The organism is Sediminibacterium sp., assembly GCF_051861365.1.
GTDB lineage: Bacteria > Bacteroidota > Bacteroidia > Chitinophagales > Chitinophagaceae > Sediminibacterium.
On sequence record NZ_JBHYCW010000016.1, the window covers coordinates 12,804 to 36,635 of the forward strand.

At 39.6% G+C, this 23,832-nt stretch carries 23 protein-coding genes and 1 pseudogene; 15 read left to right on the forward strand and 9 right to left on the reverse strand.

Going from position 1 to position 23,832, the window contains the following annotated elements; translation table 11 throughout:
- Positions 1 to 17 precede the first annotated feature (17 nt).
- Positions 18 to 2,546 (reverse strand): glycoside hydrolase family 9 protein, encoded by a 2,529-nt coding sequence (locus ACTIEV_RS08905; protein WP_439516366.1) that lies wholly within the window; start codon positions 2,544 to 2,546, stop codon positions 18 to 20.
- Positions 2,547 to 2,702: 156 nt separating this feature from the next.
- Between ACTIEV_RS08905 and ACTIEV_RS08910 the strand changes: the two genes are divergently transcribed.
- On the forward strand, positions 2,703 to 3,710 hold the full coding sequence (locus ACTIEV_RS08910) for a fumarylacetoacetate hydrolase family protein (protein ID WP_439516367.1): 1,008 nt from the start codon (positions 2,703 to 2,705) through the stop codon (positions 3,708 to 3,710).
- A 146-nt stretch (positions 3,711 to 3,856) separates the two neighbouring features.
- Complete coding sequence (locus tag ACTIEV_RS08915) at positions 3,857 to 4,069, forward strand: hypothetical protein (RefSeq protein ID WP_322196666.1); 213 nt, start codon at positions 3,857 to 3,859, stop codon at positions 4,067 to 4,069.
- A gap of 52 nt (positions 4,070 to 4,121) precedes the next feature.
- On the opposite strand, the gene ACTIEV_RS08920 is transcribed toward ACTIEV_RS08915, so the two are convergent.
- Positions 4,122 to 4,817 (reverse strand): YjjG family noncanonical pyrimidine nucleotidase, encoded by a 696-nt coding sequence (locus ACTIEV_RS08920; protein ID WP_322196667.1) that lies wholly within the window; start codon positions 4,815 to 4,817, stop codon positions 4,122 to 4,124.
- 120 nt (positions 4,818 to 4,937) lie between these two features.
- Here ACTIEV_RS08920 and ACTIEV_RS08925 point away from each other — a divergent pair, with 120 nt between their 5' ends.
- From ACTIEV_RS08925 to ACTIEV_RS08935, 3 genes are all read left to right on the forward strand, one after another.
- Positions 4,938 to 5,636: an SDR family oxidoreductase gene (locus ACTIEV_RS08925; protein WP_322196668.1), complete on the forward strand. Its 699-nt coding sequence runs from the start codon at positions 4,938 to 4,940 to the stop codon at positions 5,634 to 5,636.
- Between the two features lie 162 nt (positions 5,637 to 5,798).
- Complete coding sequence (locus ACTIEV_RS08930; RefSeq protein WP_439516368.1) at positions 5,799 to 6,656, forward strand: UDP-2,3-diacylglucosamine diphosphatase; 858 nt, start codon at positions 5,799 to 5,801, stop codon at positions 6,654 to 6,656.
- Positions 6,657 to 6,658: 2 nt separating this feature from the next.
- Positions 6,659 to 7,708, forward strand: a complete 1,050-nt coding sequence (locus ACTIEV_RS08935; protein WP_439516369.1) for a glycosyltransferase family protein — start codon at positions 6,659 to 6,661, stop codon at positions 7,706 to 7,708.
- On the opposite strand, the gene ACTIEV_RS08940 is transcribed toward ACTIEV_RS08935, so the two are convergent.
- From ACTIEV_RS08940 to ACTIEV_RS08960, 5 genes are all read right to left on the reverse strand, one after another.
- Positions 7,705 to 8,586, reverse strand: coding sequence for a flavin reductase family protein (locus ACTIEV_RS08940; RefSeq protein ID WP_439516370.1), 882 nt, complete (start codon positions 8,584 to 8,586; stop codon positions 7,705 to 7,707). The two genes, ACTIEV_RS08935 and ACTIEV_RS08940, sit on opposite strands and share 4 nt — an antisense overlap.
- A 73-nt stretch (positions 8,587 to 8,659) precedes the next feature.
- Positions 8,660 to 9,319, reverse strand: coding sequence for a phosphatidylserine decarboxylase family protein (locus ACTIEV_RS08945; RefSeq protein ID WP_322197242.1), 660 nt, complete (start codon positions 9,317 to 9,319; stop codon positions 8,660 to 8,662).
- Positions 9,320 to 9,374: 55 nt separating this feature from the next.
- Positions 9,375 to 10,235: a phosphatidate cytidylyltransferase gene (locus ACTIEV_RS08950; protein ID WP_439516371.1), complete on the reverse strand. Its 861-nt coding sequence runs from the start codon at positions 10,233 to 10,235 to the stop codon at positions 9,375 to 9,377.
- A gap of 97 nt (positions 10,236 to 10,332) precedes the next feature.
- Positions 10,333 to 10,539 carry a putative signal transducing protein gene (locus ACTIEV_RS08955; RefSeq protein ID WP_250687157.1) on the reverse strand — a complete coding sequence of 69 codons (207 nt, stop codon included), beginning with the start codon at positions 10,537 to 10,539 and terminating at the stop codon, positions 10,333 to 10,335.
- Entirely contained in the window at positions 10,536 to 11,468 is a 933-nt protein-coding gene (locus ACTIEV_RS08960; RefSeq protein WP_322197244.1) for a CPBP family intramembrane glutamic endopeptidase, read from the reverse strand. The genes ACTIEV_RS08955 and ACTIEV_RS08960 overlap by 4 nt, the downstream gene beginning before the upstream one ends.
- 179 nt (positions 11,469 to 11,647) lie before the next feature.
- Here ACTIEV_RS08960 and dusB point away from each other — a divergent pair, with 179 nt between their 5' ends.
- On the forward strand, positions 11,648 to 12,685 hold the full coding sequence (gene dusB / locus ACTIEV_RS08965; protein ID WP_322197245.1) for a tRNA dihydrouridine synthase DusB: 1,038 nt from the start codon (positions 11,648 to 11,650) through the stop codon (positions 12,683 to 12,685).
- 45 nt (positions 12,686 to 12,730) lie between these two features.
- Here dusB and ACTIEV_RS08970 read toward each other — a convergent pair whose 3' ends face one another.
- Together ACTIEV_RS08970 and ACTIEV_RS08975 are read right to left on the reverse strand one after the other, a co-directional pair.
- On the reverse strand, positions 12,731 to 13,384 hold the full coding sequence (locus tag ACTIEV_RS08970) for a glutathione peroxidase (protein ID WP_322197246.1): 654 nt from the start codon (positions 13,382 to 13,384) through the stop codon (positions 12,731 to 12,733).
- Between the two features lie 21 nt (positions 13,385 to 13,405).
- A complete protein-coding gene (locus ACTIEV_RS08975; protein ID WP_322197247.1) occupies positions 13,406 to 14,782 on the reverse strand; it encodes an aldehyde dehydrogenase in 1,377 nt (458 codons plus the stop codon).
- Between the two features lie 110 nt (positions 14,783 to 14,892).
- On the opposite strand from ACTIEV_RS08975, the gene ACTIEV_RS08980 reads away from it, so the two are divergent.
- From ACTIEV_RS08980 to ACTIEV_RS09020, 9 genes and pseudogenes are all read left to right on the forward strand, one after another.
- Positions 14,893 to 15,882 (forward strand): potassium channel beta subunit family protein, encoded by a 990-nt coding sequence (locus ACTIEV_RS08980; protein ID WP_322197248.1) that lies wholly within the window; start codon positions 14,893 to 14,895, stop codon positions 15,880 to 15,882.
- Positions 15,883 to 16,013: 131 nt separating this feature from the next.
- Positions 16,014 to 16,565, forward strand: coding sequence for an RNA polymerase sigma factor (locus tag ACTIEV_RS08985; protein WP_322197249.1), 552 nt, complete (start codon positions 16,014 to 16,016; stop codon positions 16,563 to 16,565).
- Positions 16,558 to 17,274, forward strand: a complete 717-nt coding sequence (locus ACTIEV_RS08990) for a hypothetical protein (RefSeq protein WP_322197250.1) — start codon at positions 16,558 to 16,560, stop codon at positions 17,272 to 17,274. The genes ACTIEV_RS08985 and ACTIEV_RS08990 overlap by 8 nt, the downstream gene beginning before the upstream one ends.
- A 13-nt stretch (positions 17,275 to 17,287) precedes the next feature.
- Entirely contained in the window at positions 17,288 to 18,778 is a 1,491-nt protein-coding gene (locus ACTIEV_RS08995; RefSeq protein ID WP_322197251.1) for a hypothetical protein, read from the forward strand.
- Positions 18,779 to 19,027: 249 nt separating this feature from the next.
- The gene (locus ACTIEV_RS09000) at positions 19,028 to 20,287 is read left to right on the forward strand and encodes a hemolysin family protein (protein WP_322197252.1); all 1,260 of its coding nucleotides are present in this window, start codon (positions 19,028 to 19,030) and stop codon (positions 20,285 to 20,287) included.
- Between the two features lie 25 nt (positions 20,288 to 20,312).
- Positions 20,313 to 20,687: pseudogene (locus tag ACTIEV_RS09005) on the forward strand (nucleoside 2-deoxyribosyltransferase); the annotation flags it as partial.
- A 73-nt stretch (positions 20,688 to 20,760) separates the two neighbouring features.
- Positions 20,761 to 21,615 carry a twin-arginine translocase subunit TatC gene (gene tatC, locus ACTIEV_RS09010; RefSeq protein ID WP_322197253.1) on the forward strand — a complete coding sequence of 285 codons (855 nt, stop codon included), beginning with the start codon at positions 20,761 to 20,763 and terminating at the stop codon, positions 21,613 to 21,615.
- An 88-nt stretch (positions 21,616 to 21,703) separates the two neighbouring features.
- Positions 21,704 to 22,159 (forward strand): ribose 5-phosphate isomerase B, encoded by a 456-nt coding sequence (gene rpiB / locus ACTIEV_RS09015; protein ID WP_322197254.1) that lies wholly within the window; start codon positions 21,704 to 21,706, stop codon positions 22,157 to 22,159.
- 138 nt (positions 22,160 to 22,297) lie between these two features.
- Positions 22,298 to 23,812: a M28 family peptidase gene (locus tag ACTIEV_RS09020; protein WP_322197255.1), complete on the forward strand. Its 1,515-nt coding sequence runs from the start codon at positions 22,298 to 22,300 to the stop codon at positions 23,810 to 23,812.
- Positions 23,813 to 23,832: the final 20 nt, after the last annotated feature.

The window sequence follows — 23,832 nt, forward strand, 5'->3', positions numbered from 1 at the left end:
GAGACACAGAAAGAGGTCTATAATTTATCGATGGTTGTGAAGTGATACCCTTTTGTTTTCAACAAAGTGATGATCTCGGGTAAACGGTTGTACAGTTTATCTTTTCTTCTTGGATCTGTGCCTGCATGTATCAATAAAATTGCACCATTCAATGTATGCTTTACTTCAAAGGCTTTAAGCAAGTCAATCAGTTCTTCACTTGATTTATAAGAAGCCCCCATCTCCGGCCAGGTATAATCAGCATTGGTTCTTGTACCGGGTGTAAAACTCACCAATCGAACAGGTCTTTGTGAAAACCATTTTGATATTTTTTTATTCCACCATTCATAAGGCGGAATAAAATATTGCGGCTCTCCATTCTTCAATAAACCTAAGGAGCGCATAGCTTCTATATTATTTTGATAATCTTTCTCCAAAGAATCTCTTGTCACCAAAAGACTATCCCTGTTCTTCCAATCATTGTATAAAATATGCTGATCGGAATGCGCTCCGAAATAATGTTGTTGTTGATACAGTTGTTGAATAACAGGCTGATAGGCTTTATTACGATACAATCTTCCCGTGAAAAAGAAAGATGCTTTGGTATTTTGTTGTTGCAAAATTTTCTGAATAACGGGTAACCCCTCTACATATTCATCTGCAGTAAAAACAATTGCGATAGATTTCTTAGTTGTATCACCTCTCACAATAGCACCATGCTGTAATGTAAAAGCAGGGTGGATAGGAGGATAAGCTGTCCAGCCACCATTAGTTGTTGGTCTTGTTTCATTTTCTTTTGCTGCCAATAAATAAATCAAGGATGCTGTCCCATCCATCGTAGGTTCATTCGTGCTATAATCGCCGTAATCATCATGATAGACAGCCAGATCACTTTGAAAAGCAGCATATTCATCAGGATCATTCAATTTGATACCAATCAGATTTTTATAAATGGCTGTGTATACCGGACCATCAACTAATCCACCATCAATAGGATACTTTTTCAAGTGTGTGAAGGCAGAATGTGGATCAACAGGCGTATCACCCCATGATGGTAATCCATAAACCATACTCGTTCCCCATGGATTACAACCAAAGATCCAATCAATATTTGCTTGTTCCAGTTCGGTGTAAGTATCATCACCTGTCATGGTTCTGTACCAATAACACTGCAATACAAATGAAACCGTAAGGTTATTGCTACACCAGATAAACGGAACACCTCGATAAAAAGCATTTTGTTTGGCCTTATTCCAAACCGCTTTGATGCCTGCTTCATAATAATCATGAAGGGTATCACGCTGGTTATTATTTATTGTTCCATTCGCTAACACATAATGACCCGCATTTACAAAAGGATACCACTCATAATGATGGGCGGTATCTTTTCCCAGCCACGGTGTGATGGGTTCTTTTTTAGCGAATGAATAAGCATCTGTGTGATAGATACCATCTTTACTCCCTTTCGTTTGTGCTAATGTTGCTGCAGCCAATTCCATATCATCCACCCAATTCCCTTCTGCATAGATATAAGGTGATTTTACAGAAGCTGTTTGCGACACCCCAGGATATTGCTTGCCGTATCGATAGGCTGCTTCTGCCTTTTGTAATAATTTTTTGGAGAAGCTTTGATCTTTCTCCTGATAAACCTGCGCTGCCAATGCAAACGTACTTGAATACTTACCGGCAGTGGAAGCAGTTCCTGTTGTTGCGTTCATGAACTTACCCCTTACTTGCGGCTTACCTGAAACAAAGTAAACAGGTCGTTCAAAGCCTTTGCCATAATAGTTAGTGTCTTCTTTAGGAATACGCATTTTCACATGATCTCTGTCATCCCCCAACTGATTGAACATGATACCATCAGAAGGATTCATTTTCAACAACCAATCCAATCCCCATTTGGCTTCATCCAAAATATCTGCTACACCATTTTTCCCATCCAATCCATTAGCCTGCTTTTCATCACTGAACACCCTTCCAAAACTTTGATAGGCTGATAACAGATGCCAGGCTGCATTGGCAGAAGTAGTTGTGTACTGCAAGTAATCACTCGCATCATGCCATCCACCACTTACATCAATATGTGTGCTATCGGGCATCGGACCATACAATGTATATCCATCATAGGTATGGCAACTATCTTTTAAATACGGATTAAAACCACTTCTTTGTTGACGCATATATCGCAAACAGAAATCAGCGGTCCCTTTGTATACATCCTGATCAATTTTAAATATGGGTGATATGGTATTACCCGCACGAAGAAAATAACGTCCGGGTTTACGAAATGAAGTGAACTTAACTCGTGCTGTTTTATTAAACGGACCATAAGCCCCAAAAGCTTCTAACTGATCAATGGAGTAAACAGCTTCATTCGTCTCAGCATTCACCAACTCAATCTTTTTAGGTAAAACATTCTCTTTACTACACCAAACTGCTACTTTACTGCCATTGGGAGTATAGCCCAGTTGATTGATACGAATCCAATGTTGTGGGTCCTCTGATTTTTTAAATGCAAAGCAAAGAATTAGTAAAACAATTCCAACAAAGAACAATATTCTTTTCATACGGCTGTTTTGGGTAAATAAAGATACCTGATTAACTACTCTCTGCGAAACCTCAGCGTACTTCTTTCTCTGCGGTTAAGTATCACCGCAGAGAAAAGAGAAAAAGAGTTTCGCAGAGATTTTTTAAACTATTTTCGCCACTCAAATGATGGCATTATGAAACTTGTTTCTTACTTATCTGATGGTCGTGATCAACTTGCATTTTTAGTTGATGGTTATTTGTTCGATTGTGATCTGGTTCATCCTGAATTACCCGGTAGCATGAATATGTTCCTGCAATATTGGGATGATATGTTTCCCATTGCACAACAAGTGAATGCCGCTATTAAAGATGGTAGAATAGGAAAAGAAAGAGGCGTTGATATACAAGGACAAAACTTACTGGCACCTGTTCCATTCCCAACCTCTTGTAGAGATGGATATGCTTTTCGTCAACATGTTGCCGCGGCTCGTCGCAATCGTAAAGTAGAGATGATTCCTGAATTTGATCAGTATCCTATTTTCTACTTTACCAATCACCATAGCATTCAAGGCCCCGGTGATATTTATTGCATGCCCGATCATTTTGAAAAACTTGACTTTGAACTCGAAGCCGCTATCGTCATCTGTAAAAGCGGAAAAAATATTCCTGCTGAAGAAGCGGATCAATACATCGGCGGATTGATGATCATGAATGATATGAGTGCTCGAAGATTGCAAATGGAAGAGATGTTATTGAACCTGGGGCCGGCGAAAGGAAAAGATTTCTCAACAGTGATTGGACCTTGTCTTGTAACGCTCGATGAGTTGGAATCTTATGAAATACCCGCCAAACCCGGACACTCCGGTAAGAACTGGAACCTGGGAATGAAATGTTGGGTGAATGGAGTACAAGTAAGTGAAGGTAATGTTGGAGATATGGACTGGACTTTTGCAGAGATCATTGAGCGTTGTGCTTATGGCGTACAATTACATCCGGGAGACGTGATCGGAAGTGGTACGGTAGGAACCGGCTGCTTTCTGGAACTGAATGGAACCGGCAAACTGAATGACCCCAATTACCAGGAACAATGGCTACAACCCGGAGATACCGTTACAATGGAGATCGAAGGCATCGGAATACTTGAAAATACGATTGTGAAAGAGGATACTGACTTTTCTATTTTAGCGAAGAAGAAGGGTTAGGTACAAGGTGCTAGGTACTGGTATTATGTAAAAAAGGTGTTACCTTAAAACCTAGCACCTTGTACCCAGCACCACCCCAACGTTTTAACACAATTTCAACCCTCGGTTCCGTATATTTGATATGCTCAAAAACTAAAACGAATCATATGAAAAAAGTAATTGTACTTGCAATGGCGGCTTTCCTGGTAACGGGTGTGTCATTAGCCAACGACCATAAGCACGATGGTGGTAAAAAATGTGCAAAAGCAAAAGAATGCAGCAAGGAAGGTAAAGAGTGCTGCAGTAAAGATGCTAAAAAAGAAACCAAAGAGACTAAAGAAGCTAAAAAAACAGAGACTAAGAAAACCACTAAGGCTTAATCTTTTTCTGTTGCTAATAAAAAAGGATGTCATTTTTGACACCCTTTTTTATTTATAAGATATGTTCCAATTCTTTGAGGTGATACACTGTATAGGTGGGTTGTATATGTGCAGCAATATTCAAATGATTCACAAACACAGTATCCATCCCCGCATTGATACCGCCTTGAATATCAGCATCCAAATTATCGCCAATCATGATGCTTTCTTTCTCATTAGCCCCTGTTTGTTGAAAGGCATAATCAAAAATCTCCTTATGCGGTTTTAAACTATTACTTGCTTCTGATGTAATCACCGCATTAAAATAGGCATGCAATCCTGAACTCTGCAATTTATTGTGTTGCACTTTTTCAAAGCCATTGGTAACAAGATGCAGATGATAGCCCTTGGTCTTCAGGTATTCCAGTATTTCAAATGTATACGGGAAAATTGCTTTTTTTGAGGGTAAGGTTTCTAAAAATTGAACTGCCATGTTACGAGACAATTCCTCATCTGCTAGTTTATAATCCAGCAAAGTCAGCCACATTCTTTTCCATCTCAACTCATCTTGTTTAATAAAACCTTTGGTATATCGATCCCATAAGCGTTCATTATGGTAACTGTATCGATCAAAGAATCCATCAAAATCTTCAATACCTCTTTTACTCAACTCATGACTGTGATACAGATCATTCAATGTGTCTTTGGCATTGGTTTCAAAATCCCATAAAGTATGATCCAGATCGAAAAAAATATGACGATAGCGCATGTCACAAAGTTAATACCTTATTGTACAGGTCTTATCATTACCTTATTGCTAAAGAATCAGCTATCAGAATCCGTATAAAATGATTTACTTCGTAGTGTTCTAACTATTATCTTTCTGTATATGAAAATCGTTATTACTGGAGCCTCAAAGGGAATTGGCAAAGCCATTGCTGAACGCTTTGCACAAGATGGTCATCATTTACTGCTATGCAGTAGAGGTGAAAAATCTTTGTATGATTGTGTTGAAGATTTACAAACGCGCTTCCCCCATGTAACGATTCACGCCAGACCAACAGACATGTCTGTACAATCAGAAGTACTGGCATTTGCCCATTGGTGTTTAGAACAAGGCACTTCGGATATCATCGTTAATAACGCAGGTAATTTTATTCCGGGTAGTGTTCATAATGAGCCGGAAGGTGCATTGGATGAAATGTTACAAGCCAATTTGTTCAGTGCCTATCATCTTACCAGGGCTTTGTTACCATCGATGATGGCAGCGAAATCCGGACATATTTTCAATATTTGCTCCATTGCTTCCTTACAGGCCTATGCAAACGGAGGGAGCTATAGTATCAGTAAATATGCCTTATCAGGTTTCAGTCGTAATCTCAGAGAAGAAATGAAACCTCATGGTATTAAGGTAACAGCCGTCTACCCAGGTGCAGCACTGACCGCCAGTTGGGATGGTTTCAATATAGACCCCAAACGCATCATGGAAGCTGATGATATCGCCAAAATGGTATACGCAGCCGCCCACCTCTCTCCCATGGCGGTAGCTGAGGATATTATTTTACGTCCGCAGTTGGGGGATTTGTAGGTAGTAGTCCATGGTCGATAGTCGATAGTCCATAGGAATACCCAATCTTTTTACTATGGACTATCGACTATCGACCATGGACTATTCACCGTAACAATTTCTTCATCCCCTCCTAACATTCTATTCATACTGTATGAGCAGTTTTGTAAAACCTCATAATGTATGGAAAGACGTCCGCTTGATGTTGTGGTAATGAGCGATCTTCATTTGGGCACTTATGGTTGTCATGCCAAAGAGATTGTCAACTATCTGAAAAGTATTCAGCCACAAATTCTTGTCCTCAACGGCGATATCATCGATATATGGCAGTTCAGTAAACGATATTTTCCTGTTGCACATATGCAGGTGATCAAAGAGATCATGCATTTACTCAGCAAAGGAACCCGCGTTATTTATATCACCGGTAATCATGATGAAGCACTACGCCGCTACTCCGATATGCACATGGGCAATTTCCAGTTGACAGATAAAGTAGTGATGGAGATCAACGGTAAAATGACCTGGATCTTTCATGGTGATGTTTTTGATGCCACTACAAAAGGCAGTGCTAAATTATTGGCCAAGCTTGGTGGACATGGCTACGATCTCCTCATTCTGATCAATAGTCTGATCAATCGTTGTTTGAAACTGATGGGCAGAGAGAAAATGAGCTTCAGTAAAAAAGTAAAAAACAGTGTCAAGAAAGCAGTATCCTGGATCGGGAATTTTGAACAAACAGCAGCAGAATTGGCCATTGAAAAGAAATATGATTATGTCATCTGCGGACATATTCACCAGCCACAAAAAAGAGTCATTACAACCAAAGACGGACATGTTACCTACCTCAATAGTGGCGACTGGATTGAAAACCTGACCTCTCTTGAATACCAAAACAATGAATGGACGATTTATCAATACGATGAAAAACAATTCGCAGATACGGTTGCTCCGGTAGTTATAATGGAGAAAAAACTACCACAGTTGAATGTGGTGACCGATGAGATAGCCTTATTCATTCACTCTTTAGCCATTCAACCATGAGTATGAAAATATTATACGCCGTTCAAGCAACCGGTAACGGACATATCAGTAGAGCGATGGAGCTCATGCCGTTTTTACAACAGTATGGTGAGGTAGATGTTTTTTTAAGTGGCAGCAACAGTAATCTTCAACCTGATCTACCCGTAAAATTTCGCAGTAATGGATTGAGTTTGTTTTATGGAAATACCGGTGGATTAGATTATTGGCGTATGTGGAAAGAGTTAGATCTAAGCAGCATATGGAAAGAAGCAAAAGAGTTGCCGGTAGAACAATATGATCTGGTGATCAATGATTTTGACAGCATTACTTCCATGGCGTGTAAACTAAAAAAGATAAAAAGTATTGGCTTCGGGCACCAGGCAAGTTTTCAAAGTGCGTTGACACCAAGAAATAACAAGAAGGATCTTGCAGGTGAAATAGTATTGAAACATTATGCAACTTCATCAGCATACATCGGTTTGCATTTTGCATCTTATGATGATTTCATTTATCCGCCTGTTATCAAAGAAGAAATTTTAAAAGCTGATCCAACAGATCAAGGACATGTTACAGTATATCTTTCTCATTATAGTGATGAAGTGGTAATTCATGCCTTACAAAAGATTAAAGAAGTTCGATTTGAAGTGTTTTCAAAAAAGGTAAAATCAGTAACTACACTTGCCAACGTGACATTATTCCCAATCAGCAATACAGGTTTTACGCAAAGTATGATTCATTCGAAAGGAGTCATTACCGGCGCAGGTTTTGAAACACCCGCAGAAGCTTTGTACTTAGGTAAACAATTGTTATGCTTACCCATACGCGGACAATATGAGCAACTATGCAATGCCGCTGCGTTAAAAGATTTTGGTGTCACCATCATCGATAAAATCAATAACGATTTTACACAGCAAGTTTACCAATGGCTTCAGGCATCTACTGCAAAACAACTTTTACTTACACATAGTACTTATGAAATTGTACAACAAGCAATTGAGTTGGGCAGAAGTTTACAGCCGGCTAAAAAAGAGGAATCTTTATTAAACGAAGAAGATTTACTGGCTTTATTTTAATTACAAAGTAATACCTGCCAGGCTTTTTCAATATTTCCGGTATTCAATAATTCAGCAGCATACTTGTGTAACTCTGTTTCCATTTCGGCCGGACTCACCGAATAATATTGAAAGATATTTTTTACTCGATCATCGGTAAAAGAAGCATCGATATCAGGCATGGTATGTACATTTCCTAACATGCCCAAATGATTTCCCGTAAGTATGGTACTATTACGAATACTGTCTGGAAGTTGATCTACACCAATACCTAACTGCGTATTTGGTTTGGGAACTTTGAATAAATTGGTATGATCCACTTTACAATACCAATCGCCTCCTAGTCTGGCAACGAGTTCTAATTTTTGCTGATCAATTTTTCCATCATCACCTAAGATGCTTTCATCTACATGCATACAAAGCACTTCAGCAATCACCAGTTGTCCTGCACCGCCATTTTCACCCAAACTCTTTACTTCATTGACTTTACATTCCAATTTAATTTTGGCTTCTTTCACCATCGGTGGCTGAACACGTGTGGATGATTGCTCTGTGAAACCGGCTTTTACAAACTCATTCATTCCTTTCGGAAACTCACAACTCGATAAACTCATTTGCTGTACCATCGCGTAATCAACAATATTGATCACACACTCAGGAACTTCTAACACATTTTCTAAAGTATGCTTGGTGGTATTATCGCGACCCCTTCTGGCAGGTGAGAATATGACAATAGGTGGATTGGAAGAAAACAAATTAAAAAAGCTAAATGGACTCAGGTTCACATTACCCTGTTTATCAATTGTACTGGCAAAACAAATAGGTCTGGGTGCAATCGCATGTTGCAACCATTGCTGTTTTTCCATTACAGGTAGTGAGCTGATATCAATTGTTTTCATGAACGCTGATTATAAAAAGCCACAGATTCACAGATTATTCGAAAGTAATCTGTGAATCTGTGGCTCAAGAAAATTATTGCCAACTAGCCAAAACAGTCACTCCCCCCTTCACTACCTGATTCATACTCACATTCACTTTAGTACCCACAGGCAGTAAAATATCAACCCGACTACCGAATTTGATAAACCCATACTCATCACACTGCTTCACTTGTTGTCCAACAGTGGTATAGTTGCAAATTCGCTTTGCCAATGCACCAGCGATTTGTTTGTATAAAATGGTACCGTAGTTATTTTTTACAGCAACACTCCATCTTTCATTTTCAGTAGATGACTTAGGATGCCAGGCTACCAAATATTTTCCTTTGTGATATTGGTTGTACACCACTTCACCACTCATCGGATTTCTATTCACGTGCACATTGGCCGGACTCATGAAAATACTCACCTGTATTCTTTTGTCTTTGAAGTATTCTTCATCGATCACTTCTTCAATCACCACCACTTTTCCGTCTGCCGGACAAATCAATTGTTGATCATTGATGGTTAGGGTACGATTGGGTATTCTGAAAAAAGAGATCAGGAATAGTAAAAGCCCGAGTGTGATTACAAAAATGATGATGGTTAACCAGGGCAAGGAGGCACTTAAAAAAGTAAAAGATGCCACATTCAGTACACCAAAAATCAATGCACCGATGCCAATAGACTGGTAACCTTCGCGATGAATGGTCATGAGGTTGATGTTGAACTGCAAATGTAAACGGATTAAGGCAAATATCTAAGCCTTCTTAACCAAAGAGAAACAAAACCAGCCATACATAGGGTACAGCTAATAATAAGGAATCAAATCTATCTAAGAAACCACCATGTCCCGGCATAAAACTACCGCTGTCTTTCACACCTGCCATGCGTTTGAGTTTACTTTCCAGTAGGTCACCCAATGTACCCATGACTGCAGAAGTGATGGTGATCAACAATAACTGAATCCAAGGTAGCTCAAGCCAGTAAACACCTGCAATAGTTACCACAGCAACTGCCAGAATAGCCCCGCCGACTGTACCTTCCCAGGTTTTTTTAGGAGAGATAGGAGAAAAAGGTGTTTTGCCTATAAAAGAACCCACGAGATAGGCCATGGTATCATTGATCCAAATCGTAGCAATGATCAACATGGGTAATAGCCATCCCTTTTCATAAACATTACCATCAAAATAATGATACAAATTCATCAATAAACCCCAAGACATGGATATGTATAGAAGTCCACCAACCGTATAACCGATGATTTTCCAATCCGGCATTTTTCCTTTGATCAATTTAACAAGTACCAATACAGTTAAAGCAATCAATAAAATACGAAATCCGATTTCACTTAAAACAAAATCGCCGATGACATAAGCATCCCCGGTCATCCAACACATAAAACCTAATCCGGCAGCAATAGCGCCATAGAAATGAATCGGAGAAATATGTTGATATCGATTATCAATCTTAGCAATTAGCGAACGGTATTCGATCCAACATCCAATATGAATCATCGCAAAGAGCAGCAAAAAACTCCACTGGTTCCATAACAATCCACCCAACATCACGATCACAAAAACAATCGCCGTAATTGCCCGCGTCCGAAAAGTTTGAAAATTAAATGCCATGGGGTGAAGGTAGGAAATTAGTGTTTAGTCAATGGTCCATAGTCCATAGTCAATGGTTAAAAAACATGTCTATTGACCTTGGACTATTAACCATGGACTAATTCAACAACGCCTTATTAATCAATTCCTGCGCAGTTATAGCGTATTGTCCGGGTACGAAGAGTTGAATATCGCCAAACATGGGGTAGCTGCTGTCTTGTTTATTCAATAGCTGAACGGGTATCTGATTTTCTTCCAGCATTCCTTTGATGATGGCAGCTTCAGGATATACACGGGTGGAGAATACTTTTTGCCACTGATTCATATTTCTGTATTCATTTCTGGGTTTGTTACAGCTGTTTCGGTCTTCAACTGATTGCTTTCTGCCAGTAATAAACGGAATAATACCACCAGCAAAATCAGGGCAATACTACCCCACCAAATGGGCATGGTTTCATCCATTACTTTATCAATGGCTTTTCCTTGGGCAGATAAAATATAGAGTTGCGTTACCACAAAACCATTATTCAAAAAGTGAAGCAGAATACTCAACCACAAATTATTGGTATAATAAAAAATCAACCCCAAGATCAATCCCAATGCAATTCTTGGCAGGAATCCAAAGAAAGAGAAATGAATAGCACTGAACAGAATGCTGGTAATGATGATACCCGCCCAGGCATTTTTGGTCCAGCCCACAAATACTTTCTGAAATGCACCACGAAATAAAACCTCTTCAAAAACAGCCGGAGCCAGTGCCATTACCAGCATCGCCAGTAAATAATCAGTAAGGCTTGTCATGTGCGCCATATTCATCATGGCATTTTTATAGGCATTTTCAAGTTGTTGTGCCTGTTTCAGCAAGTTTTCTGATAAAGGAATTTTTTGATTGAGCATGCCCAAAGACCCACTGAGTATCATGCCGGCAAAAGTGATCAATACAACGATCAATATTTGTTTGCCATTCATTCTTTTATTAAACCCCAACCATGAAAAAGGTTGTTTACTCAGCACTTTTGCAAATACAATGGCGGGTATTAAAAAAGCAACGAGCGTAGCCAGGGTATTCAATAAACGGGAAATATTGGCATTTTGAGGGCGATTCAAAGCATCAGGCACCTGCAACAAAGAAACACCTAACATATTGGAACCCAAGGCGGCAACTAGGAGTGAACCAAAAACCATAAAAAGCCCAACGAGCAAAAGGAGCATTAAAAACTGAAGCGGATAATTAATCTGTTGCCTCTGATTCATGTGGTTGAAGAATAAGCTTGTAAATTTGCAGCCGATCTTTGCGCTGAGCGACTAAGGTACAGGTAACCATTGAAATACCGACTTCCGGTCACATGGATATTCTACCATACATCGAATCCTTTTCTTTTCGAAAAGAACAGCTATGCAAAGAAACAGTCAAACAGACAGAAAGTTGCCGCATGGTTAAGATTGATCAAATAGAATTACCCGATTTCCCCTTGTTACTTGCACCCATGGAAGATGTGAGTGATCCGCCATTCCGTGTGGTATGTAAAGAAAATGGCGCCGATTTGATGTATACAGAATTCATCAGCAGTGAAGGATTGATTCGTGATGCCATCAAAAGTCGAAGAAAACTAGACATTTTTGAATATGAACGCCCTGTAGGCATCCAAATTTTCGGTGGCGATGAGGAGAGTCTGGCACTTGCTGCAAAAATTGTAGATGTTACCAACCCCGACCTGCTGGATATCAATTTTGGTTGTCCGGTTAAAAAAGTAGCCGGCAAAGGTGCAGGGGCAGGTGTATTGAAAGACTTGGACCTGATGGTAAGATTGACGGATGCCGTTGTAAAAGCCACACGCTTACCGGTAACTGTGAAAACAAGATTGGGATGGGATGAGACCAGCAAAAACATCGAAGAAGTTGCCGAGCGTTTACAAGATGTAGGTATCAAAGCACTGAGTATTCATGGTAGAACCAGGGCTCAAATGTATAAAGGTGAAGCTGACTGGACGTTGATTGGCAAAGTGAAGAATAATCCTCGTATCAAAATTCCCATTTTTGGTAATGGAGATATTGATAGTCCACAAAAAGCCGTGGAATATAAAAATCGTTATGGTGTAGATGGCGTCATGATTGGTCGTGCAGCCATTGGCTATCCATGGATCTTCAGAGAGATCAAGCATTATATTCAAACAGGTGAATTAATGGCACCGCCTTCAGTGGAAGAAAGAGTACAGGTGTGTAGACAACATTTACGCAAATCCATTGAATGGAAAGGACCCATTGTTGGTATCAATGAAATGCGCAGACATTATGCTAATTATTTGAAAGGTCTGCCGGGTATCAAAGATTACAGAAACAGATTGGTGACGCTGAAAACCATGGAAGAAGTAGAAGCGGTGTTAGATGAAGTTGCCATCAACTATAAAGGCTTTGCGATGGAGCATCAGCAAATAGAGCTGGTGAATTATCACGAAAATTGTCCTCTATAATCATCTGTGAATCTGTGGCTAAAAATTCAGCCACAGATTCACAGATTACTTAACTAGTAGCTGAACCACTGACTTATCCAAAGGCGATACTGTTTGTGGGAAAAATGCTTCGAGAATACCTTCTTCATTCACCAGGTATTTACAGAAATTCCAAGTAGGCTCCTGATCATTCCATCCATTTTTACCGGCATCACTTAACCATGCAAACACCGGATGTTGCTCAGCCCCTTTGATCACTGAACTTTTCTTCGCCAACAAGAATGTAACTCCATAATTCACTTTACAAAACTCAGCGATCTCTTCATCATTCTTTTGCTCCTGTTGTTTGAAATCATTCGCAGGAAAACCAATGATCACTAATTGATCTTTGTATTTTTTGTACAACTCTTCCAATTCGGCATATTGTCCGGTATAACCACAAGCACTCGCTGTATTTACCAACAATAATTTTTTTCCTTTGAACTGTTCCATGGAAATGGCTTGTCCGTTATTGAGTGTAACTGTAAGCTGATAAAAATTCATAGTCGCTGTTTTATGTTGCTTGTTCAAAGAGCCTTTCTGTGTGCCGAATAATTTTCCCGGCAACATAATCACAGGATATACTGCTTTCAGAATAGACTCTCTCCAGGTCATATTTTTCTTTTTAATGAGAATAAGTAGTACAATGATAACAATCAGTCCAATGATTAGTTTACGCATTATTTTATTGATATGGATATGCTAAATAAATTTCTTGAATAATTTCAGCTTCCCTTTGAATGGCGGATATTTCATGGAAGGATCAAACCAAGTAGGCGTTTGCAGCACTGCTTTTTCATGACTAAACGTATCAAATGAATACTTTCCATGATAACGCCCTGTTCCGCTGAAACCCCTTCCACCAAAAGGCAAATGATGATTGGTGGCATGCCAGCTCGCATTATTGATACAAGCCCCACCGGAAGGAACTTTATCTAACCACCGTTCTGCTTCTTTCTGTTGATTCGAGAATACATAAAATGCGAGTGGATTCGGATTTTTTTGGATGATAGACAAAGCTTCTTCTTCAGTGTCGTAACTAATGATGGGTAAGATAGGACCAAAGATCTCATCGCTCATAATAGAACTATCAAGCGATACAGACTCTATCAATGTAGGTGCAATGAATAAATGTTGCACATCATGCTCACCACCATGCACTACTGTTCCATCTTTCAAATAGCCAATCAATCGATGGAATTGTTTTTCATTGATGATCTTTCCAAACTCATGACTATTGATCGGCTGTTCTGAAAAAAACTGTACAATTTTTTTCTTCATGGCTGTAACCAATTGCTGCTTAACAGATGTATGCACCAACACATAATCCGGCGCAATACACATTTGTCCCGCATTCGAGAACTTAGTTACAACGATCCTATTGGCAGCTACTTTGATGTTAGCTTTTTCCGTCACAACGCATGGACTCTTCCCTCCCAACTCTAAAGTCACGGGCACCAATCGCTCTGCTGCCATTTTATAAATAATCTTACCCACTGCTGTACTTCCGGTATAAAAAACATGATCAAAAGTGAAATGATGCATCATCGCCGGAATCACAGTAGCACCATCACCCGATACATACAAAACATATTCTTTAGGGAAAATCGACTCGATGATCTTTTGCATCACAGCATCGGTAGTCGGCGCAAATTCACTGGGTTTTAATACAACACAGTTACCTGCAGCAATGGCACCAATCAATGGAGTTAATAATAATTGAAAAGGATAATTCCATGGACCCATGATGAGCACTATTCCTAAAGGTTCTTTAACAACGCTACTCTTACTCGGCAAATTCAAAAGATTCGTTGATTTACGTTCCGGTTCCATCCAGGCGCTCAGCCAACTGATGGTATGATCCAGTTCACTCAAAACAAAACCATTTTCGGTAACCCAACATTCTTCCGGACTCTTCTTAAGATCACGATACAAAGCAGTATAAATTTCCTGCTCATGTGCAATGATGGCTTTTTTCAATGCCAATAATTGCTGTTTCCGAAAAGTATAAGAACGAGTGACGCCGGATGTGAAATAATGCCGCATGGCATTCAGTTGTTCAATTGATACACTAGACATAACAACAATTTAGGCAAGAATACCCGAAACCATAAATGTCTGAACAGCCTTTTTTGTAAATTGCATCTTCCCGACTCATGGGAGCATACAGCATTACTAAAAAACACAATATGGAATACAGAAGAATGGGCCGAAGTGGCTTACAGCTAAGTGTACTGAGTTATGGTAGTTGGGTAACTTTTCACAAACAGATTGATGACAGCATTGCCGATGAATTGATGGGTATTGCTTATGACAATGGCATTAATTTTTTCGATAATGCAGAAGCCTACGCATTGGGTGAAAGTGAAAAAATGATGGGAAGAATTCTGAAAAAGAAAAATTGGGACCGAACTTCTTACACAGTTTCTTCCAAAGCATTTTTCGGATGGAGAGGAAAAGAAAATAAACCCAATCAAACCGGACTCAGCCGCAAACACTTGATGGAAGCCTGTCACGAAGCTTTGCAACGTCTGCAGCTGGATTATCTGGATCTGTTTTTCTGTCACCGCCCCGATCCCCATGTGCCCATTGAAGAAGTGGTATGGACCATGCATAACCTGATTCAACAAGGAAAGATCTTATACTGGGGCACCAGTCAGTGGAGTGCCGCAGAAATTATGGAAGCGCATCGTGTTGCACAGCAATATGGACTGATCGGTCCAACCGTAGAACAGCCGCAATACAATATGTTCGAAAGATTTAAGGTTGAGCAAGATTATTTACCCGTATTCCGGAATGTGGGATTGGGTACCACCATTTGGAGTCCATTGGCAGCCGGTTTCTTGACCGGTAAATACCTCAATGGTATTCCAGAAGATTCCAGACTGGCCATTCAGGGATTTGATTGGCTGAAAGAGCGCTGGGTACAGGAAGCCAAAATTGAGAAGGTAAAGAAACTGGCATTACTGGCACAGGAAATGGGCGTAAGCTTGGCAGAACTGGCCATTGCCTGGACTATTAAAAATCCAAATGTCACCACTGCTATTCTGGGTGCTACCAAAAAACAGCAATTGGAAGAAAACCTGAAAGCTTTACAAGTATTGCCATTATTGACCCCGGAAATCATGGAGAAAATAGAACAGATCTTACAAAACAAGCCTATCCTAGACTTGGCATAAGGTTTTGAAAAACAATATATTAGAAGCGGAATGAAGGTCTTTCATTCCGCTTTTTTATGCAAGCACTAAAAAAAGTTCTACCTTCTTTCCAACCATTATCTCCTTTTCAACTCCTATAAGCGGAATTATACTTGGAACAGGAATCTACCATACAAACGGCTGTTGTGAGAAAAGCCTGCACGGGAGATGCAGCATCGCAGGCATGGCTATATCGTCAGTACTGTAAAGCCATGTACAACATCTGTATTCGCATGACCGGCAATCAGAATGATGCTGAAGACCTCTTACAGGAAGCTTTCATGATCGCATTCAAAAACCTGAGACAGTTAAAGGATCCTGTTCAATTTGGCGGGTGGCTGAAAAGAATTGTGGTGAATGAATGTATTCGTTTTTGCAAGAAAAATGTGTACTGGTCTGAATGGGATGAACAATGGGAACAAACCCTAAGCAATGAAGAACCCGAATGGTGGAAAACAGTTGATCTCAATATGGTACATCAGGAGATCAAAAGTTTACCGGATGGTTGTAGACAGGTTTTCAATTTGTATGTACTGGAAGACTATAGTCATAAAGAGATCGCCACCCATTTGGGAATTTCTGAATCCACCAGTAAGAGTCAGTACCACAGGGCCCGACAACTATTAAAAGAAAGAATCACTAAACAAATGCAGCTACATGGATAATTTTAAAAAATACCTGCAAGAAAATCGTTCTGCATTAGATGTGGAAGAGCCATCGCCTGCCATCTGGGAACGCATAGAAAGACAAGAACCCGTGAAAAAAACAAGGGTGGTTGTACTGATGACAAGATGGGTGGCAGCAGCTTGTATATTCGTACTGGCAGGAATCGGCGTATGGAGTATTGTGAATGATACAACAATACCTGAATCATCCAATCTTACCGCCGCTACTAAAACAATCACACCCGTTGAACAACCTGTTGAAACAATACCGGAGACCGAATCCATCATTACTACAAAGGAACTGTCCGCATCTGTAAAAAAAGAAGCCAAGAAAAAAGAATCCACAAATACAGCAGCAGCTAAAAGACAGGATCTGATGATCATGAACAATATTGAAAGCAGCTTCAAACAGGTTATCAATTTACAGCGTGATAAAGTAAGTACCACTCCAATGTTTGGAGAATCAAGCGACTATTTTACAGATTTTAAAATTCAGATCAACCAATTGGAAAAAGACGAAAAAAGTATCAAAGCAGAGATCGTCAAAAGAGGACTGTCTGATCAATTATTGAATCAACTTATGAATATCTATCAAATCAAACTCAATACACTCAAACAATTACAACTTGAAATGAACAAGATCAACAACCGCATCAAACAAAATCGTGCACCTGTTGATAGTGTGAAAACTTATTTCATCAATATTTAAAACCATCAATAATATGAAACGTATTGCTCAACAATGTGTACTGCTGTCGGGAATTGTAACACTATCCATCAGCGGAACTTTTGGTCAGACAGCAAGTTCTCCTGCTGCACAAAATATTAATCGATCATCAAATACCAATGTAATAAGTGTTGATAATGTAGCGACAGCCTATGGCTATGGTTTTGAGACCCGCAACATCAATCAAGAAGATCTTAAGTCTAAAGAAGTCAGCCAAGAGATCAATATGCCTAAAAGTGGTGAGATCTATATTGAAAATAATTCCAGATCTATTCAGGTAAAAACCTGGGATCAACAAAAAGTAAAAGTGGTAACCACTGCTTATTTCGAGAAAGAAAGTACACTCACAGATGCTGAATGGTTTGAGAGAATGGGCATCAGTTTAAAAGCATTGGGTTCTTCTGTAAAGATTAAATCAGGAGCAAATAGTTTCGGAACATACACTTATGCAACCGGTGGTCAAAATGTTGTAGTAGGATACCCAACCACCATTAATAAATCGGGAACAATGAGCAGATCCGGTACCGATAACAAAAGAATACTCACCATCTACGTTCCTGTCGGAAGTAAGTTGGATATTGAAACTAAATTTTCCGAATTACAATTACCGGCAAATATTGGGGAAGTATTATTGGATATTACCAATGGTAGTGTTGAAGCAGAGAACTTAAATAAACTTCGTCTTCGTTCTAAATACTCCAATGCCAATCTGCGTGATATCAAAGATGCAGAAATTGAGTTTGCAAATGGCAGATTCACTGCTAATAATATTGATGATCTTGATATAGAAAGCAAGTATTCCACCATTGAAATGGCTACTGCGAAAACGATCAAAATGGTGAGTACGAATGACGAGTTTGAAGTAGAAGATGTTACCGATATCAGAGGTCGAAAAAATTATGGCAACCTGCGCATCACCAGACTCACCGGCTCCATTGAAATGGATGGCAGCAATGCAGATGTGAAGATCAGAAATGTAGGTGCGAATGTAAAACTCATCAAAATCAATAACCGCTATGCAGATATTCGTATTCCACTACGTGATATGAAAAACTATGCGGTAGACTTTTTAGGTAGCTATTCTACTGTGTATGGCGATTTTGAAAGAAAAGCGGTTGAACCTACTGAAGAAGAGAAAAAAGAATATGCAAGTCTGATACAATCGATGATCAATACTTCAGGTACTGCTAAAATTAGCTCTGTCAATGGTATGACTGCTATCAACATACCGGCACAATCTGGTAAAGCTAGTACCCCAACGGGAACAATAGAAGCTAGAACTGTACCTATGCCGGAAATGGTAGCTACAACCGGAACAATATCCGAAGGAACTTTTTCAGGAACACTGTCACCAACCATCGCACAAGGACACCCCATGTATCGTGGTGTGAATAGTACCCCTTCGAAATTCACTGCCAATATCGGAAGCGGTTCCGGTTTGAAAGTGCAGATAAAATGCCAGAATTGTACGGTTGATTTTAAATAATATTTCAGTTTCCATATACCCGAATGAGCAGCGCCATACTGCTCATTCTTTCTTTCGAGTTTCTTCATGTGCATATAAATTTCACACAGCCGATTTTTCTCATTTGTTCACGATCGGTGCGTGCCCCGTTTCTACGGGGCACTCTTGTGAAGGTGAAAAGTGAATGGTGAATGGTGAAAATATTAACCCCTTTCACTTTTCACCTTTCACCTTTCACTTTTTCTTATCTTGCATAGTGAATAAGTAACCATGACCGAGCTGTATACGATTATATGGATTCTGCTGTCGCTGATTTTCATCGGCTTTTTTGCCGGATATGAGATCGCTTTTGTGAGTGCCAACCGATTGAGTATTGAACTCAAAAAGAAACAAGGTAAACGCAGCGGTATCATCTTATCAGATTTTGTTGACAATCCTGCAAAATTCATCGGTACCTGTTTAATCGGATTGAATACCGTACTGGTAGTATATGGCTTGCTGTTTGACGAATTCCTGAAAAGTATTGCCTGGAATCCCCTCAATGTTCAAAATGAGTTCTTAAAATTATTTATTGATACCATCATCTCCGCTTTGGTTGTGATGGTTTTTGGTGAATTCATTCCAAAAGCTATTTTCCGTGCCAAGAATGATAGCTTACTGATTTTCTTTGCCCCACTCGCAAAGTTCTTTCACACACTCTTTGAGCCTTTGACCAATTTATTCGTGAACCTCTCACAATGGATCTTGAAATACATTTTGAATGTTCGTGTGAATGATAAAACAGAAGCTTTTTCCAAAGTAGACCTGGAACATTTCTTCCAACAAACCAAAGAACAAGACGAAGACAACCAGGAATTAAATACAGAGCTTTTTGAAAACGCCCTGAGCCTGCCTACCATTAAAATCAGACAATGTCTGGTTCCACGTACAGAAATTGAGGGAGTAGACCAACGTATTTCTGTGCGAGAATTACAACATCGTTTTGTTCAATCTAAATTGAGTAAACTCATTGTTTTTGATGAGAATATCGACAATATTCTTGGTTACGTTCACCAGATAGACCTCTTTAAAAAACCACACAGTATCCAAGACATCATTCATCCTATTCTGGCTGTTCCGGAAAGCATGAGTGCTGCTGACCTGATCAATAAATTCACCAAGGAAAGAAAAAGCATTGCATGGGTTGTAGATGAGTTTGGTGGCACTGCAGGTATTGTAACCATGGAAGATCTGTTGGAAGAGATTTTTGGAGAAATACATGATGAATATGATGTAGAAGAGTTTGTAGAGAAGCAATTGGCTGATGATGAGTTCATTTTGAGCGGAAGACTGGAACTGGATTATCTCAAAGAAAAATATGAGCTCGAGTTTCCTGAAAATGAATCCGAAACGCTCAGTGGATATATCATTAATAAGCACGAATCCATTCCCAAACAAAAAGAGACCATCATTATTGACGATTATCGTTTTGATATCCTGAATGTGAGCGAAACACGTATTGATACAGTTAAGCTGAAAATATTACGCTAACACGCGAAGAGCCTATCTCGCTGTTAGTCTTGATCATCGACCACATCTTGAATCGGTGATTCAAACCCTTCACAACTGTCTCAACAAATATTCCATTGACTTATTTGTTTTTGTAGACCATTATCATTTCAGCTCAAATGAAGAAGTGGAAATGATGCAAACCGCCATGATAGAAATCGATCGTTCCGACATACTGATCGCAGAAGTATCCGTCAAAGCCATAGGGGTAGGTCTGGAAGCGGGTTATGCTGCCGCCAAAAACAAGCCTGTTTGGTACTTGAGAAATAAGGCTGCTGCTCATTCTTCTACCGTATCGGGCATCGCCAGTGAACGGATATACTACCTGGATGAGCAGGATCTCGCTCATCAACTAGACGGTATTATACATCCATATCATTGAATAGCCTATAAAATCGACGTTTTTCGTGTTCCTGTTACCCGTAACTTTGGCAACTCAAAAGCAGCGCGGATACATGGCTTTATTCAACAGAAACAGAGGACAGGAAAAAGCAGAGATGAGTTTTATTGACCATCTCGAAGAACTGAGACAGCATATCGTTCGCTCCATTATTGCTATTTTGGTAATGGCGATCGTGATCTTTATTTATCGCGATTGGGTTTTTGATAATATCATCACAGGTCCTATCAACCCTAATTTCATCAGCTATAAGGCGCTATGTGATTTTAGTCATTGGGCACATATGGGCGATGCACTGTGTATGCCACCGGTAAAAGTGGATATGCAATCCACCACTTTTGCCGGACAATTCCTCAGTAGTATTTCCATGGCACTGATTGGAGGTATTATTATTGCTTTTCCTTATATCTTCTGGGAGTTCTGGAAATTCATTAAACCCGCATTGAAAGAGAAAGAACTGAAGAATACCCGCTTCATTATTTTCTGGGTATCTTTTTTCTTCTTTTGTGGCGCAGCTTTCGGATATTTCTTACTAGGTCCATTTACGTTTAACTTTCTCGGCAGTTTTCAGTTAGGTACACAAGGACTACTCGTCACCAGACCCACATTAACAGATTATCTGGACAATCTTACCAACCTCATCCTAGGTTGTGGTATTGCATTTGAACTACCGGTGTTGGCATTTTTATTGACAAAAATCGGACTAGTCACCCCATCTTATCTTAGACGCATGCGCAAGTATGCAGCCGTAATTATATTAGTAGTTGCTGCCATCATTACGCCAAGTCCGGATTGGATGAGTCAGCTCATCGTATTCCTTCCACTATTTTTCTTATATGAAGTGAGTATCATCATTTCTGCTCGTGTATCGAAGGAGCAGGAAAGAAGAGAGCAAGAAGAGTGGAGTTAAGCGTATGATGCCTGGTCATTGTTCCGCTTATACATTTTTTAGTTTTTCGTTGGATCAATACTTTAATTTCACTGCTTAATTTTTAGTCATGAACTACGTGTTTGATGCTTCAAAACCGATTGCCATTGGTTCAGACCATGCCGGTTTTGAGTATAAAGAAGCCATCAAAAAATGGCTGACGGATAAAGGATATACCGTAAAAGATTTTGGAGCACCTTCTCTTGATTCGGTAGACTACCCCGATTTCGCCCATCCAACTGCTGCCAGTGTAGAGAATGGCGAAGCAGCGTTTGGTATTCTGTTTTGTGGCAGTGCCAACGGTGTAGCGATTACTGCCAACAAACATCAAGGTATTCGCGCCGGATTAAGCTGGCAAAATGATGTGGCTTCATTGATTCGTTTACACAATGATGCTAACCTCATCTGTATACCTGCCAGATTTGTTGCTTTACCACTTGCGCAACAAATGATTGAAATATTCATGACCACTGCTTTTGAAGGTGGACGTCATGCTACAAGAGTCAACAAAATTGCCTGTTCATAATGTTGTAAAGAAAATTTCCCGCTACGCACTTAACCGGATTTAAAAACCCAGATAATCCAATTTCATAAAAAAAATTATTACTTACCTTACGGCGCCACCACCATATGTTGTGATGGCTCTTTCATTTAAAATCAATTTATGAGAATCATTCTTTTATCAGCATTACTGCTATCTGCAGCCACAGGTATGGCGCAGAAAGGAGATCCTGCCACTTATGCCAGCACCATTACAGCTGTTGACCTTAAAAAACACCTCACTATTGTAGCCGGACCTGAAATGGAGGGTCGCGAAGCTGCCAGTGAAGGTGAAAGAAAAGCAGCTGCTTATCTGGAAAGTCAGTATAAAAAACTAGGACTAAAACCGGGTAATGGTAATAGTTACCTACAACCATTTACATTATTCCAATCTGAGTTAACAGAGACTGGATTGTCTGTAAATGGCCGTTCATTTCAGTTAGACAAAGACTATTCATTATCTGTAGCGATGGTACCCAATGGTAAATCCATGATCAATGAAGTAGTATTTGCTGGATATGGCCTTAGTGATTCCAGCAGAAATGATTATGCAAATCTTGATGTGAAAGGTAAATTGGTACTGATATTAGAAGGTTTACCAGGAAATGCCACTGTTACAAATCCTAGAGGTCCGGGTTCTTCGTTTGCAAAAATGACTATAGCCAGATCAAAGGGTGCAAGCGGTGTTTTAGTTGTATCTAAAAACTTCCCTAGAACAAACCCAAGTCAGTTAAAAGGCGGTTTGTCTATCAGCAAACCTACTATCGATGTAACTTTTACATCCATCACTATTTCAGAAGAGATTGCATCAGCTTTATTGGGCCGTACAGCTAAACTGAGCATGCAGCAAATATCTGAATTGAATAAAGGTGTTTATCGTTCTGAGTTATCAATCAAAGCAGATAAAAAAATCAATGAGCTACAAAGTGCCAATGTAATAGCAGTATTACCCGGTACCGATAAAGCAGATGAATATGTTTTCATTACCAGCCACTACGATCATGAAGGTATTATAAACGGACAGATCTATTATGGTGCAGATGATGATGGCTCTGGAACAGTGAGTGTACTTGAAATTGCTGAAGCATTTGTCAACGCCAAAAAGAAAGGAGAAGGTCCTAGAAGAACCATTGTATTCATGAATGTATCCGGTGAAGAAAAAGGATTATTGGGTTCTCGTTATTATTCAGAACATCCGATTTATCCATTGGACAAAACCACTGTTGATCTGAACATTGATATGGTGGGAAGAATTGATCCTACGTATAAAGGTGATTCTATGAACTATGTATATGTAATTGGTGATGATAAACTGAGTAGCGACTTAACACCTATTACCAATGAAGTAAATCAGAAATACTTTAAGATGGAATTGGACAGAAGATTCAATGATCCAAATGATACCAATCGTTTTTATTACAGAAGCGATCATTACAATTTTGCTGCAAAAGGCGTTCCCATTATTTTCTATTTCAATGGTACACACCGCGATTACCACAGACCTACCGATACGGTTGATAAAATCAATTTTGATCTGATGGAAAAAAGAGTTCGACTCATTTACCATACGGCCTGGGTCATTGCACAAAAAGATACGATGCTGAAAAGAGATATTCCACTGAATATGCCTCCACGCTAAAACAAAAAAGCTCCGAATTA

Coding starts and splice junctions, on each gene's coding strand:
- ACTIEV_RS08905 (WP_439516366.1), bottom strand. CDS start 2,546: ATGAAAAGAATATTGTTCTTTGTTGGAATTGTTTTACTAATTCTTTGC.
- ACTIEV_RS08910 (WP_439516367.1), top strand. CDS start 2,703: ATGAAACTTGTTTCTTACTTATCTGATGGTCGTGATCAACTTGCATTT.
- ACTIEV_RS08915 (WP_322196666.1), top strand. CDS start 3,857: ATGAAAAAAGTAATTGTACTTGCAATGGCGGCTTTCCTGGTAACGGGT.
- ACTIEV_RS08920 (WP_322196667.1), bottom strand. CDS start 4,817: ATGCGCTATCGTCATATTTTTTTCGATCTGGATCATACTTTATGGGAT.
- ACTIEV_RS08925 (WP_322196668.1), top strand. CDS start 4,938: ATGAAAATCGTTATTACTGGAGCCTCAAAGGGAATTGGCAAAGCCATT.
- ACTIEV_RS08930 (WP_439516368.1), top strand. CDS start 5,799: ATGGAAAGACGTCCGCTTGATGTTGTGGTAATGAGCGATCTTCATTTG.
- ACTIEV_RS08935 (WP_439516369.1), top strand. CDS start 6,659: ATGAAAATATTATACGCCGTTCAAGCAACCGGTAACGGACATATCAGT.
- ACTIEV_RS08940 (WP_439516370.1), bottom strand. CDS start 8,586: ATGAAAACAATTGATATCAGCTCACTACCTGTAATGGAAAAACAGCAA.
- ACTIEV_RS08945 (WP_322197242.1), bottom strand. CDS start 9,319: ATGACCATTCATCGCGAAGGTTACCAGTCTATTGGCATCGGTGCATTG.
- ACTIEV_RS08950 (WP_439516371.1), bottom strand. CDS start 10,235: ATGGCATTTAATTTTCAAACTTTTCGGACGCGGGCAATTACGGCGATT.
- ACTIEV_RS08955 (WP_250687157.1), bottom strand. CDS start 10,539: ATGAATCAGTGGCAAAAAGTATTCTCCACCCGTGTATATCCTGAAGCT.
- ACTIEV_RS08960 (WP_322197244.1), bottom strand. CDS start 11,468: ATGAATCAGAGGCAACAGATTAATTATCCGCTTCAGTTTTTAATGCTC.
- dusB (WP_322197245.1), top strand. CDS start 11,648: ATGGTTAAGATTGATCAAATAGAATTACCCGATTTCCCCTTGTTACTT.
- ACTIEV_RS08970 (WP_322197246.1), bottom strand. CDS start 13,384: ATGCGTAAACTAATCATTGGACTGATTGTTATCATTGTACTACTTATT.
- ACTIEV_RS08975 (WP_322197247.1), bottom strand. CDS start 14,782: ATGTCTAGTGTATCAATTGAACAACTGAATGCCATGCGGCATTATTTC.
- ACTIEV_RS08980 (WP_322197248.1), top strand. CDS start 14,893: ATGGAATACAGAAGAATGGGCCGAAGTGGCTTACAGCTAAGTGTACTG.
- ACTIEV_RS08990 (WP_322197250.1), top strand. CDS start 16,558: ATGGATAATTTTAAAAAATACCTGCAAGAAAATCGTTCTGCATTAGAT.
- ACTIEV_RS08995 (WP_322197251.1), top strand. CDS start 17,288: ATGAAACGTATTGCTCAACAATGTGTACTGCTGTCGGGAATTGTAACA.
- ACTIEV_RS09000 (WP_322197252.1), top strand. CDS start 19,028: ATGACCGAGCTGTATACGATTATATGGATTCTGCTGTCGCTGATTTTC.
- tatC (WP_322197253.1), top strand. CDS start 20,761: ATGGCTTTATTCAACAGAAACAGAGGACAGGAAAAAGCAGAGATGAGT.
- rpiB (WP_322197254.1), top strand. CDS start 21,704: ATGAACTACGTGTTTGATGCTTCAAAACCGATTGCCATTGGTTCAGAC.
- ACTIEV_RS09020 (WP_322197255.1), top strand. CDS start 22,298: ATGAGAATCATTCTTTTATCAGCATTACTGCTATCTGCAGCCACAGGT.